Raw genomic sequence first — 14,303 nt, 5'->3', positions numbered from 1 at the left:
GGGGAGCACCTGCCGGCGGGCCTCGCGCAGCGCCGGTCCTGGATCGATGCCCAGGTCGTCGGCCAGCCGGGCCCGCACCGTCTCGAAGACGGACCGGGCCTCCTCCGGCTGTCCCGACGCCGCCAGCGCGGTCATGAGCGTCGCCTGGATCGTCTCGTCCATGGGCGCGATCCACGCGGCCAGGCGCAGCGGTTGCAGGATGCGGCCGGCGTGGCCGTGCGGCACGGCGACGCGGGCCGCCTCGACGCAGGCGTCGAGCAGTTCGCGGTTGACCGAGGCGAACAGGGGAGCGGCGGCGGCGCCGACGGCCAGCCCGTCGCCCGCCGACCCGCGCCACCGCGACAGCGCCTCCTCGTAGGAGGCGGCCGCCTCGTCGAACCGGTGCGCGTCGGCCTCGGCGCGGGCGCGGCCCAGCAGCCGGCGGAACTCGGCCAGGTCGAGCGACACGCGGCCGTCGTCGAACTGGTAGCCGCTGTTGCGGCGGTGGAGGAAGGAGCCGGCCGCCCGCGCGGGCAGGCCGGGTTCGAGCAGCCGGCGCAGCGTGCCGACGTACTTGTGCACGATGTTCGACGCCGACGCCGGCATGCCGTCGTCCCAGACGAGGTCGATGAGCTCGGCGGAGCTGACCGGACGGCCCGCCCGCATCAGCAGCAGGGCCAGCAGGTAGGTCTGCTGCCGCGGCCCGGTGTCGACCTCGACGCCGTCGCGCCACACCCGCAGCGGGCCGAGGACCTGGACGGTCAGCGAAGGGACGGCCACCGCTACGACGTGTGGTGGCGGCCCATCGGGATCACCAGCGGCGTCCCGCTCACCGGGTCGGTCGTCACCTGGCAGCGCAGGTCGAAGACCTCGGCCACGTTCTCGGCCGTGATGACGTCGGCCGGGTCGCCCTCGGCGACGATGCGCCCGCCCTTCATGGCGATCACGTGGTCGGCGTACCGGCAGGCCTGGTTCAGGTCGTGCAGGACCATCACGATCGTGCGGCCCTCGTTGCGGTTCAGGTCGTGGATCAGGTCCAGGACGTCGATCTGGTGGGCCAGGTCGAGGTAGGTGGTCGGTTCGTCCAGCAGCAGGACCGGGGTGCCCTGCGCCACCGCCATCGCGATCCAGGCCCGCTGGCGCTGGCCGCCCGACAGCTCGTCGACGGCGCGGCCGGCCAGGTCGGCGATGCCCGTCGCGGCCAGCGCGCCGTGGACGGCCGACTCGTCGGCCTTCGACCACTGCCGCCACCACGTCTGGTGCGGCGAGCGCCCGCGCGTGACCAGGTCGAGCACGGTCAGGCCCTCGGGCGCGATCGGGCCCTGCGGCAGGATGCCGAGCCGCCGGGCCAGCTCCCGGGTCGGGATCGAGTGCAGGGCGCGCCCGTCGAGCTGCACCGCCCCCTTGCGCGGGGCCAGCAGCCGGGCCAGGGCGCGCAGGAGCGTCGACTTGCCGCAGGCGTTGGCGCCGACGATGGCCGTGATGCGGCCCGGGGGGACCTTGACGTCGAGGTCGTCGACGACGACGCGCTGGTCGTAGGCGAGCTGGAGGCCGCCGGCCTGGAGTTCGGGGACGGAGTGAAGGGTCATGCTGATCTCAGCCTCCTGAGCCGGCGCGGTTGGCGCGGATGAGCAGCCAGAGCAGAATCGGGGCACCGAGGACGCCGGTGACGATGCCGACCGGGAGTTCCATCGAGAACAGCCGGGCGGCGGCGAGGTCGGAGCCGACCACGAACAGCGCGCCGGTCAGGCCGGCCGCCAGCGGGGGAGGCCAGGCGGTGCCGGCCAGCCGCTGGGCGATCTGGGGGGCGGCCAGCGCGACGAACGCGATGGGCCCTCCGGCGGCGGTGCCGAAGGCGACCAGCCCGACGCCGGTGACCAGCAGGGCGAGCCGGACGAACTGGACGCGGGTGCCGAGGCCGATGGCGACGTCGTCGCCGAGCTGGAGGGTGCGCGTCAGGCGGCCGAGCGCCAGCGCCGCCGGGACCAGCACGGCCATGGTGACCGCCAGCGGCAGGGCCTGCGACCAGTCGCGGCCGTTGAGGTTGCCGGTGAGCCAGCCGAGGGCGGCGTGCGCCTGGAACTGCATGCCGCGGGCGACCAGGTAGTCGGTGGCGGAGGTGGCCATCCACTGGAGGCCGATGCCGACCAGGATGATGCGGTAGCCGGTGGTGCCGCGCCGCCAGGCCAGGACGTACACGAGGGCGGCCATCACGAAGGTGCCGAGCAGGCCCAGGACCTGCGTGCTGACGGTGCCGGTCCAGCCGAAGACGATGCCGGCGACGACGGCGGTGCCGGCGCCCTGGGTGAAGCCGATCATGTCGGGGCTGGCCAGGGCGTTGCGGGTCATCGTCTGGAAGATGGCGCCCGACAGGCCGAACGCGAAGCCGACCAGGACGCCGACGACGGCGCGCGGCAGGCGGAGCTCCTGCACGATCAGCAGGGTGCCCGGGTCGCCGATGCCGACGACGGCCCGCAGGGCCTCGGTGAAGGTGATGGGGAAGTCGCCCATCGACACCGCCCAGGCGACCAGCAGGAAGGTGGCGGCGGCCAGCGCGGTGCAGACGGTGATCAGGCGGGGGCGCAGGCGTCCGGACAGGGGCGGGAGCGTGATGCGGAAGTGCGCGCCGGGCTTGGGGGAGAGGGTCTTGGTCGCCACGTCACACCTCCGCCAGCTTGCGGCGGCGGACCAGCATGATGAAGAAGGGCCCGCCCAGGAACGCGATCAGCACGCCGGCCTGCACTTCCGTCGGTTTGGCGATCAGGCGGCCGGCGATGTCGGCCACGAGCAGCAGCGCCGGCGCGATCAGCGCCGAGAGCGGCAGCAGCCAGCGGTGGTCGGGGCCGAGGCCGGCCGACTGGGCCAGCGCGCGGGCCACGTGGGGCACGACCAGGCCGATGAAGACGACCGGGCCGATCGCGGCGACGGCGGCGCCGGTCAGCAGCATGATGGCGACCACTCCCTGGGTGCGGACCAGGGCGAGGTTGCGCCCCAGTGAGGTGGCCACGTCGTCGCCGAGCGCGAGGCTGTTGAGCGCGGGGGCCGAGGCGAGGGCGAGCACCGCGCCGACCACCACGAACGGGAGGATCTGGACGGCCACGTCGCCGTTCAGACCGGCCAGCGAGCCGGCCGACCAGAAGCGGTAGCGGTCGAGCGCCTCGACGTCCATGAGGACCATCGCGCTGGTCACCGAGCCGAGGAACGCGGTCACGGCGATGCCGGCCAGCGCGAGCTTCACCGGGGTGAGGCCCGAGCGGCCCATGCGGCCCAGCACGAACACGATCACGCTGGCCGCCGCCGCGCCGAGCAGGGCGAACCAGATGAAGCCGTACAGGGTGCCGATGCCGAAGGCCACGATCGAGACGACGATGCCGAACGACGCGCCCGCGCTGACGCCGAGCAGGCCCGGGTCGGCGAGCGGGTTGCGGGTGAGCGCCTGCATCAGCGTGCCGCCCAGGCCGATGGCGACGCCGGTGGTCAGGCCGATGGCGGTGCGGGGGCCGCGGACCGACCAGACGATGTTCTCGACGTTCGACGACACCGGGTCGCCGGTGAGGGCGGCGACGACCTGGTCGACGGGGATCGCGACGGGGCCGAGCGCGAGAGACAGCAGGCAGACGAGGACGAGCAGGGCGATCAGCAGGGTCAGCAGCAACGTCGGCCGCACCCCGGGAGGTGACTTACTGGGAGTAACTGAACCGATCGCCACGAATCCTCATCTTAGGTTAGGCAGCCCTTAACTCTAGCGCCCGGGTTTAGGTAGCCTTTCCCGAGAACTTAGGTAATGCTTACCTTAGTAGTAGCGTTTATGGTTTGGGAGGCTCGGTCTTTCGTGTCCGCTATCGATCAGTCGGCGGCTTTCTGGCGCCAGCGCCTGACCCCTCTTCCTCAGCGGCTCACTCTCCCCGTGGACACGGCACTCCCGCCCGGACCCCGGCGCGGGCGGCGGGCCCTGCCCGCCGCCCCGGAGGCGACCCGGCTGGCCGCCCTCGCGGCCCTGCTGCACCGCTACAGCGGCACGACCGACTTACTGATCGGGTACGACACCCTCCCGCTCCGCCTGGCCCTCACGGGGGCCACCCCCTTCGCAGATCTTGTACGCAGCGTCACCGCCGCCCTCGACGAGGCCCGCGCCCACGGCCGCCCGGAGGAACTCCCCGAGGTCGCCGTCGCAGTGGGCTCATGGCCGGCCGACGTCGCCCTCACGGTGACCTTCGACGACGCCGACGCCGTCTTCGAGGGCCCCGGCGACCCCGCCCACCTCGCCACCCTGCTGGCCGACGCGCTCGCCCGCCCCGGAGCCCCCGTCGCCGACCTGGACCTGATCCCCGCCGACGAGAGATCCCTGATCCTCGACGGCTGGAACCCGACCACGCACGCCGTGCCACTGCGCACGTGGCCCGCCATGTTCGCCGACCAGGTCGCCGCCCGCCCCGACGAGGTCGCGCTGGTCTTCGAGGACGAGTCGCTCACCTACGCCCAGCTCAACGCGCGCGCCAACCGCATCGCACACGCCCTCATCGCGCGCGGCGCGGGCCCGGAGAAGGTCGTCGCGCTCGCGGTGCCGAGGTCGCTGGACCTGATCGTCGCCGAGGTCGCGGTGCTCAAGTCGGGCGCCGCCTACCTGCCGGTCGACACCGACTATCCGCCCGACCGCGTCGCCTACATGCTCCAGGACGCCGGGCCGGTCTGCATGGTCACCACCACCGAGACCGCCGAGCCGGGCAGCCTGGTGCTCGACGCGGCGCAGACCGTACGGGAACTGGAGACCAGGCCGGCCACCGATCCGGTGATCGACCTGCGGGTGGACAACGCCGCCTACGTCATCTACACCTCCGGCTCCACCGGACGGCCCAAGGGCGTGGTGCTGTCGCACGCCGGGGTCGCCAAGCTGGTCGCCACCCAGGTCGAGCGGTTCGGGATCGGGCCGCACAGCCGGGTGCTGCAGTTCGCCTCGCCGTCGTTCGACGTCGCGTTCTGGGACCTGTGCCTCGGCCTGCTGTCGGGCGGCCGCCTGGTGGTGGTGCCGTCGGAGCGGCGGGTGCCCGGACGGCCGCTGGCCGACTACGCGCACGCCCACGGCATCACCTTCATGATCCTTCCGCCCGCGCTGCTCGACGCGATGCCCGCCGACGTCGTGCTGCCCCCGGCGACGCTGCTCGCGGGCACCGAGCGGGTCTCGCCCGAGCTGGTGAACCGCTACGCGCGGGGCCGGATGATGTTCAACGCCTACGGCCCGACCGAGGCGACCACCAACTCCACGCTCGGCCTCTGCGACCCGGACATCGCGCCCGGCTCCATCGTGCCGATCGGCGTCCCCGACCCGGGCACCCGCGCCTACGTGCTCGACGACCGGCTGCAGCCGGTCCCGGCGGGCGTCCCGGGCGAGCTCTACCTCGCCGGCGAGGGCCTGGCGCGCGGCTACCTCGGCCGCCCGGCGCTCACCGCCGAGCGGTTCGTCGCCGACCCGTTCGGCGGGCCCGGCGAGCGCCTCTACCGCACCGGCGACCTGGTCAGATGGCGGTCGGACGGCCGCCTGGAGTTCCTCGGCCGGGTCGACTCGCAGGTCAAGATCCGCGGATTCCGCATCGAGCCCGGCGAGATCGAGTCGGTGCTGCGCGCACACCCGGCCGTCGAGCAGGCCGCCGTCGTCGTGCGCGAAGACCGGCCGGGCGACCGCAGGCTGGCCGCCTACGTCGTGCCCTCGCTGGAGGAGGGCGCGAGCGTCGAGGAGTGGAAGGACCTGCACGAGCTGCTCTACTCCGCCTCGGCCGGCGACGGCTTCGCGGGCTGGAACAGCATGTACGACGGCCTCCCGATCCCCCTGGAGGAGATGCGCGAGTGGCGCGACGCCACCGTCGCGAGCATCGAGGCGCTGACGCCGAAGCGCGTTCTGGAGATCGGCGCGGGCAGCGGCCTGATCCTCGACCGGATCGCGCCCTCGACCGAGGCCTACTGGGCCACCGACCTGTCCGAAGAGGCGATCCGCGCGCTCGGCGACCGGCTCGACCCGGCGCTCGCCGGGAAGGTGCGCCTGCGGGCCCGGCCCGCCGACGACGTCACCGGCCTGCCCGAGGGCTTCTTCGACGTCGTCGTGGTGAACTCGGTCGCGCAGTACTTCCCCGACGCCGCCTACCTGGAGCGGGTCATTCGCCGCGCGGCGACGCTGCTGGCCCCCGGCGGCGCGGTCTTCGTCGGCGACGTGCGCAACCTCCGGCTCCTGCGCACCCTGCGGGCCGCCGTGGAGACGCGCCGCCACCCCGACGACAAGCAGGCGATCAGGGCGGCGACCGACCGTTCGGTGCGGTGGGAGGGCGAACTCCTCCTCGACCCCGACTTCTTCGCCACCCTCGACGGCTTCACCGCCGACATCCGGGTCAAGCGGGGCCGCTTCCACAACGAACTCACCCGCTACCGCTACGACGTCGTCCTGCGCCCCGGCGTCGCCGGACCCGCCGAGGAGCGGACGGTCCGCTGGACGGGCCCCGGCTTCACCCCCACCGACGGCCTGCGCGTCACGGGCATCCCCAACGCCCGCCTGACCGCCGACCTCACCGCCCTGTACGCCATCGACGACACCAGCCGCCCCGGTGCGGCCGAGGGCGTCGACCCCGAGGACCTGCACGCCCTCGCCGAGGCGCGGGGCCTCCAGGCCGCGATCACCTGGGACGCCCAGGCGGACGACGGCTCCCTGGAGGCGGTCTTCACACGGCCGGTGACCGGTGACGGCGCAAGCGCACCCGCCGGCGTGCGTGCCGCGGCCGGCTGCCCGGTCTACCGGCCGTCCGGCGGCTTCCCGCTCGCCAACCGCCCCGCGCCGTTCCGCGACGTCCAGGCGCTCATGCGGATCCTGCGGGCGCACGCCGCCGAATGGCTGCCCGACTACATGGTCCCGGCCGCGTTCACCCCGCTCGACCGGCTCCCCGTGACCGCCAGCGGCAAGATCGACGCCGCCGCCCTGCCCGCCCCCGACTACGCCGCGCTCAGCTCCGGCCGCGCCCCGCGCGATCCCCGTGAGGAACTGCTCTGCGCGCTGTTCGCCGAGGCGCTGGGCGTGTCCGGCGTGACGATCGACGACGACTTCTTCGCGCTGGGCGGCGACAGCATCACCGCCATCCGGGTGCTCGCCGGCGCCCGCGCCGCCGGGCTGCGGCTGACCTCCCGCGACGTCTTCCGGCACCGGACGGTCGCCGCGCTGGCCGGCGTCGTGGCCGACGTCCACGCCGAGGCCGCCCGGACCCTCGACGTGCCCGGGGGCGCCGACGTCGCCGGGCTCGACGTCGAGGAGCTCCTGCCGCTCAGCCCCCTCCAGGAGGGTTTCTACTTCCACTCGCTCGCCGACGACCACGACGCCTACGTGGTGCAGCAGGTCGTCGAGCTCGACGGCGACGTCGACCCCGAGCGGCTGCGCCGGGCGGCGGAGCGGCTGGTCGCCCGGCACGCGCCGCTGCGGGCCTGCTTCCGGCCCGGCGCCGACGGCCGACCCGTGCAGGTGATCAGGCGCGAGGCGGTGCTGCCGTGGCGGGAGGCCGCGCACGACGTCACCGTGGATGTCACCGTGGACGTCGCCGCCGAGGAGCGGGCCCGGCCGTTCGACCTGGCCGACGCGCCGCTGCTGCGGTGCGCCCTGATCGGCGGCCGGCGGCTGGTCCTCACCTTCCACCACATCGTGGCCGACGGCTGGTCGCTGCCGGTGCTCCATCGCGAGCTGCTGGCGCTCTACGCGGGGGAGGAGCTGCCGGAGGTCACCCCGTACCGGGAGTTCCTGCGCGCTCTCGCCGGGCGCGACCGCGAGGGCGCGCGGGCGGCCTGGGCGCACGCCCTGGCCGGGCTCGACGAGCCGACGCGCGTGATCGACGCGCCGCCCGCCCCGGTGGTCCCGGCGCACGTGCGGGTCGAGCTCGCCGAGGACGTCACCGAACGGCTCACCGCGCGGGCCCGCCAGCTCGGCGTGACGCTGAGCACGGTCGTCCAGGGGGCCTGGGGGCTCCTCCTCGGCCGCACCCTCGGGCGCGACGACGTCGTGTTCGGCACCACCGTCTCCGGCCGCGACGCCGAGGTGGCCGGGATCGAGGACATGGTCGGCCTGTTCATCAACACGCTGCCGACCCGGTTCCGGTGGAACCCGTCGGCGACGCTGGCCGACGTGCTGACCCGGCTCCAGGACGAGCAGGCCGCCCTGCTCGACCACCAGCACCTCGGCCTGGCCGCCGTCCAGCGGGCCGCCGGACGCGCGGGCGGCGGTGAGCTGTTCGACACCCTGGTCGTGTTCGAGAACTATCCGTCCAGCGGCGGCCGCACGGCGGGCGGGGTGCGGATCGCGGGCGCGGAGTTCCACGACACCGTGCACTATCCGCTCGCGCTGATCGTCAAGCCGGGCCGCCGCCTCGACCTGCGGCTGAAGTTCCACGACGGGCGGGTGCCGCGCGCCGACGCCGAGGGCGTCGCCGACCGGCTGGCCCGCCTGCTCACCGCCGTCGCCACCGACCCCGGCCAGCGCGTCGCCCGCGTCGACCTGGCCGAGGACGTCCGCCCGCAGCGGGGGGAGACCGTGCCGATCGAACCGGCCACGTTGAGCCGGAAGATCGCGGAACAGGCGGCCCGGACCCCGCACGCGCTCGCGGTCGTGTACGAGGACACCCGGCTCACCTACGCCGAACTCGACGCCCGCGCCGCCGAACTCGCGGCCCGGCTGCGCGCCGGGCGCGGCGACGTCGTGGCCGTGGCGGTGCCCCGGTCGGAGCAGCTCATGATCGCGCTGCTGGCGGTGCTGAAGTCGGGCGCGGCCTACCTGCCGATCGACACCGGCTACCCGGCCGACCGGATCGCGTACATGCTGGCCGACAGCGGCGCGACGACGGTGATCCGCGGCCGGGAGCTCAAGGTCGAGATTTCGGGCGGCGAGCGCCACCCGGCCCTGGTCCCCGACGCAGCCCCGGACCCGGTGGACGACGGCCGCCCGCACCCCCTCGCCCGGCCCGGCGACCCCGCCTACCTGATCTACACCTCCGGCTCGACCGGCCGTCCCAAGGGCGCGGTGGTCTCCCACGAGGCCATCGTCAACCGGCTTGAGTGGATGCAGGGCGCCTACCCTCTCCAGGCGGACGACCGGATCCTGCAGAAGACCCCGGCCAGCTTCGACGTCTCGGTCTGGGAGTTCTTCTGGGCGCTGTGCGAGGGCGCGGCGGTGGTGTTCGCCCGGCCCGACGGCCACCACGACCCGGCCTACCTCGCCGGCCTCATCACGGCCGAGCGGGTCACCACGATGCACTTCGTGCCGTCGATGCTGGAGGCGTTCCTCGCGGCTCCGGAGATCACCGCCGACCCGTCGTGGGCGGGCTCGCTGCGGCGGGTCTTCTCCTCGGGCGAGGCCCTCCCCGGCCAGGCCGCCCGCCGCTGGACCGAGCTGACCCGCGTGCCCCTGCACAACCTCTACGGCCCGACCGAGGCCGCCGTGGACGTCACCCACCACCCGTACACGACCGACCAGGACGACGTCACGGTCCCGATCGGGAAGCCGGTCTGGAACACCGGCCTGCGGGTGCTCGACACCTGCCTGCGGCCGGTGCCCGACGGCGTGCCCGGCGAGCTCTACCTGACCGGCGTCCAGCTGGCCGTCGGCTATCACGGCCGCCCCGGCCTGACCGCCGAGCGGTTCGTCGCCGACCCGTTCGAGCCCGGCCGGCGCATGTACCGCACCGGCGACCTCGTCAAGCGCCGCCCCGACGGCACGGTCGACTACCTCGGCCGCACCGACCGGCAGGTGAAACTGCGGGGCAACCGCATCGAGCTCGGCGAGGTCGAGGCCGCCCTCGCCGCCGTCGACGGCGTGACCCGGGCGGCGGTCACCGTCCGGGCCGGCCAGCTGGTCGCCTACGTCGTCGGCGACGTCACCGAAGACGGGGTCCGCCAGGCCGTCGCCGAACGGCTCCCGGCCGCGATGACGCCCGGGGCGTACGTGGTCCTCGACGCCCTGCCGCTGACGCCGAGCGGGAAGCTCGACCGCGACGCCCTGCCCGCGCCCACCGCGCGCCGGGCGGCGGCCCGCGCGGCGGAGAGCCCCCGCGAGGAGCTGCTGACCGCGATCTTCGCCGAGGTGCTCAAGCTCGGCGAGGTCGGCGCCGACGACGACTTCTTCCTGCTCGGCGGCGACAGCATCAGCTCGATCGGCGTCTCCAGCCGGGCCCGCGCGGCCGGGCTGGCGGTCAGCCCGCGCGACGTCTTCGTGCACCGCACCCCGGCCGCGCTCGCCGCGACCGCCGAGGCCGTGGCCGCCACGACGACGGCCCGGTCGGAGTTCCACCTCACCGACGACGAGCGGGCGAAGCTCGGCGACCTGGAGGTCTGGCCGCTGGCGCCGCTCCAGGAGGGCCTGTTCTTCCACTCGAACTTCGACGCCGGCGAGCTCGACGTCTACACCGTCCACGAGACCTTCGACCTCGACCGCCGGCTCGACCCCGAGCGGCTGCGCGCCGCGATCGGCGCGCTGCTGGCCGCCACCCCGGGCCTGCGCGCCGGGTTCACCAGCGACGGCCTGCGCCAGCCGGTCCAGTTCATCGCGACCGACTACGAGATCCCGCTGGAGGTCCACGACGACCCCGAGGACCTCGACGCCCTCATGCGGGCCGAGCGCCTCAAGCGGTTCGACCTCGACCGGCCGATCCTCTTCCGCGTCCTGCTGATCCGCCTCCCCGACCGCGACCGCCTGGTCATCGGCCGCCACCTGCTCCTGTGGGACGGCTGGTCGGCGTGGCTGTTCCTCGACCGGCTCTTCTCGCTGTACGAGAACCTCGACGCCCCCCTGGGCACGAGCGGTTACCGCGACTACCTGACCTGGCTCGACGCCCAGGACACCGCCGTCGCGACCGCCGCCTGGCGCAGGGCGCTGACGGGCCTCGACGAGCCCACCCTGCTCGCCCCCGGCGACCACGACCCGGTCATCCCCGAGCAGCTCGACCGCGACCTGCCCGGCGAACTCCGCGAGGTCGCCCGCGGGCAGGGCCTCACCCTGAACACCCTGTTCACCACCGCGTGGGGCCTCACCCTGGCCAGCGTCACCGGCCGGAGCGACGTCGTGTTCGGCACCACGGTCGCCGGCCGCCCGGCCGAGGTCCCCGACGTCGGGAACGTCATCGGCCTGTTCCTGAACACCGTCCCGGCCCGCATCGCCCTCGACCCCGCCGAGCCGGTCGGCGCGCTGCTGCGCAGGGTGCAGGACGAACGCCTCGCGCTGATGCCGCACGAGTGGCTCGGCCTCGGCGTCGTCCAGGCCGAGACGGGCCACCGCAGGCTGTTCGACACCCTGTTCGTCATGCGCGACGGCGACACCCGCGAACGCCTGGCCGACCTGCGCGAGCGCTACGGCGCGACCGCGATCGCCAACGTCGACGCCACCCACTACCCGGTCAACCTGATCGTCACCCCGGGCGACCCCACCAGGGTCACCCTGGCCTACCGCCCCGACCTCGTGACCGAGCGGTACGCCACCGACCTCCTCGACCGGTTCGCGCTCATCGTCACGCGGCTGGCGGCCGACCTCACCGCCCCCACGGGCCGCCTCGACGCCTCGCTCCCGGCCGAGACCGTCGACCCCGGGGAGAACCGCGTCGAGGAGCCGTCCGACACCGTCGCCGACCTGCTGGCGCGGCAGGCCGAGCGCACCCCCGGCGCGACCGCGCTGGTCTTCGGCGACGTGACGGTCACCTACGCCGAACTCGACGCCAGGATCAACCGCATCGCCCGCCTGCTGATCGCCCACGGCGCCGCGCCCGAGGCCGTCGTGGCCCTGGGCCTGCCCCGGTCGATCGACATGGTCGCGGCGCTGTTCGCCGTGCTCAGGACCGGCGCCGCCTATCTGCCACTGGAGCTCGACCACCCCGACGACCGCCTGGCCGCCATGCTCGACGACGCCCGGCCGGTCGTCCTGGTCACCACGCCGGAGGTCTCGGCGCGCATCGCGACCGGCACCCCGAGGGTCTACCTCGACCGCCTGGACGACCACGCCCCCGACCCGGTCACCGTCTCCTTCAGCCTCGACCACCCCGCCTACGTCATCTACACCTCCGGGTCGACCGGCCGCCCGAAGGGCGTCGTCACGCCCTACCGGGGCCTGACGAACATGCAGCTCAACCACCAGAGCGAGATCTTCGACCCGGCCGTCGCCTCGGCCGGAGGGCGTCGCCTGCGCATCGCGCACACGGTGTCGTTCGCCTTCGACATGTCGTGGGAGGAACTCCTGTGGCTGGTCGAGGGCCACGAGGTGCACGTCTGCGACGAGGAGCTGCGCCGCGACGCCCTCGCGCTGGTCGCCTACTGCGAGGCCAAGAAGATCGACGTCGTCAACGTCACCCCGACGTACGCCCACGTGCTGATCGAGGAGGGGCTGCTCGAAGGGCACCGGCCGCCGCTGGTGCTGCTCGGCGGCGAGGCCGTCTCCGACCACGTGTGGTCGGTGCTGCGCGACACCGAGGGCACCTACGGCTACAACCTCTACGGCCCGACCGAGTACACGATCAACACGCTCGGCGGCGGCACGCATGACAGCGACACCCCGACCGTCGGCACCCCCATCCGGGGCACCCGGGCGCACATCCTCGACGGCTGGCTGCGGCCGGTGCCCGAGGGCGTCGCGGGCGAGCTCTACATCTCCGGCATCGGCCTGGCCCGCGGCTACCTGCGCCGCCCCGGCCTGACCGCCGAACGCTTCGTCGCCGACCCGTTCGGGCTGCCCGGCGAGCGCATGTACCGCACCGGCGACCTGGTGCGGCGGCGTCCGGACGGCAACATCGACTTCCTCGGCCGCACCGACGACCAGGTGAAGATCCGCGGCTACCGCATCGAGCCGGGCGAGGTGGAGAGCGCCCTCACCCGCCTGCCGCAGGTGGCCCAGGCCGCCGTGGTCGTCCGCGACGACCGCCTCGTGGCCTACCTCGTGCCCGCGCCCGAGCGGGACTCGGAGAAGCGGGCCGCGGAGAGCGCCCAGATCGGCGAGTGGCAGGAGATCTACTCCGACGAGTACGAGGAGATCGGCACCGCCGTCTGGACCGAGGACTTCGCCGGATGGGACAGCTCCTACGACGGCACGCCGATCCCGCTGGAGCACATGCGCGAGTGGCGCGACGCGACGGTCGACCGCATCCGCGCGCTGAAGCCGCGGAACGTGCTGGAGATCGGCGTCGGCTCCGGCCTGCTGCTGTCGAAGCTGGCCCCCGAGGCCGAGAGCTACTGGGCGACCGACTTCGCCGCCCCGGTCATCCGCAAGATCGGCGCCGACCTCCAGCGGGATCCCGCGCTCGCCGCGAAGATCACCCTGCGGCACCAGGCGGCGAACGTCACCGACGGCCTGCCGCGCGACTTCTTCGACACGATCGTCATCAACTCCGTCATCCAGTACTTCCCGAGCCTCGACCACCTGACCGAGGTCATCGAGGGCGCGATGGCGCTGCTCCGGCCGGGCGGCGCGCTGTTCGTCGGCGACGTCCGCAACCTGCGGCTGAACCGGCACTTCCACGAGGCGATCCAGGCCGTGAAGGGCGGCGACGTCGACCGCAGCCTCGCCCTGGAGAAGGAGCTCCTGGTCGACCCCGACTACTTCGCGGGTCTCGGCCACCCCGTGGACCTGCGCACCAAGCGCGGCCACCACCACAACGAGCTGTCCCGATACCGCTACGACGTGGTGATCCACAAGTCCGCGCCCGAGATCTCGGTGTCCGGCGTTCCCGGCGTGGCCTGGCCCGACTTCACCGGGTTCGACGGAAGCCCGATGCGCGTCACGGGCATCCCCGACGCCCGTCTCGTCGAAGGCGGCGTCGAGCCGGAGTTCCTGCACACCTTCGGGCCTGCCGTCACCACCTGGTCGCCGGAACCGGGCTGCTTCGAGGCGGTGTTCCTGCCCGAGATCCCGCGCGCCCTCGGCGGCGTCCACCGCCCGACCGGGGCGACGCCCCTCGCCAACGACCCCGGCGACGCCCGCCGGGCGAGCGCGCTGGTCGCGGCGGTCAGGGAGGACGTCAAGCGGGAGCTGCCCGACTACATGGTGCCGGGGGCGTTCGTCGTGCTGCCGAAGCTGCCGATGAACGACAACGGCAAGCTCGACCTCACCGCCCTCCCGTCGCCCGAGCCGGTCGCGAGCGGGGGAGGCCGTGCGCCGCGCACGCCCGTCGAGGAGACCCTCTGCCGCATCTTCGCCGAGGTGCTCGGCCTGGAGGAGATCACGGCCGAGGACGCCTTCTTCGAGCTCGGCGGCCACTCGCTGCTGGCCACCCGGGTGGTCAGCCGGGCCCGCGCCGAACTCGGCGCCGAACTCGCCATCAGGGACCTGTTCG

5 protein-coding genes are annotated in these 14,303 nt (G+C 73.9%); 1 reads left to right on the top strand and 4 read right to left on the bottom strand.

The genetic code is table 11. The features are described 5' to 3' along the window. From FDA94_RS38150 to FDA94_RS38135, 4 genes are all read right to left on the bottom strand, one after another. Positions 1-759: AfsR/SARP family transcriptional regulator (locus FDA94_RS38150; protein WP_170991312.1), on the bottom strand; the 759-nt coding region annotated here is incomplete at its 3' end. A gap of 2 nt (positions 760-761) precedes the next feature. Beyond that, positions 762-1,568 (bottom strand): ABC transporter ATP-binding protein, encoded by an 807-nt coding sequence (locus tag FDA94_RS38145; RefSeq protein WP_137251888.1) that lies wholly within the window; start codon positions 1,566-1,568, stop codon positions 762-764. Positions 1,569-1,575: 7 nt separating this feature from the next. Further along, positions 1,576-2,637 carry a FecCD family ABC transporter permease gene (locus FDA94_RS38140; protein WP_137251887.1) on the bottom strand — a complete coding sequence of 354 codons (1,062 nt, stop codon included), beginning with the start codon at positions 2,635-2,637 and terminating at the stop codon, positions 1,576-1,578. Position 2,638: 1 nt separating this feature from the next. Further along, a complete protein-coding gene (locus FDA94_RS38135; protein ID WP_246060381.1) occupies positions 2,639-3,646 on the bottom strand; it encodes a FecCD family ABC transporter permease in 1,008 nt (335 codons plus the stop codon). 141 nt (positions 3,647-3,787) lie between these two features. Between FDA94_RS38135 and FDA94_RS38130 the strand changes: the two genes are divergently transcribed. Continuing rightward, the coding region (locus tag FDA94_RS38130; RefSeq protein ID WP_170991311.1) for a non-ribosomal peptide synthetase at positions 3,788-14,303 on the top strand (10,516 nt) is incomplete at its 3' end.

Source organism: Herbidospora galbida (assembly GCF_005233835.1).
Lineage (GTDB): Bacteria > Actinomycetota > Actinomycetes > Streptosporangiales > Streptosporangiaceae > Herbidospora > Herbidospora galbida.
Note: the sequence above shows the minus strand (reverse complement) of the source record. Positions and strands in the feature narration are given on the sequence as shown.

Excerpts from the sequence above, each read along its gene's own strand:
- FDA94_RS38145 (WP_137251888.1), bottom strand. The coding sequence starts at position 1,568 with ATGACCCTTCACTCCGTCCCCGAACTCCAGGCCGGCGGCCTCCAGCTC.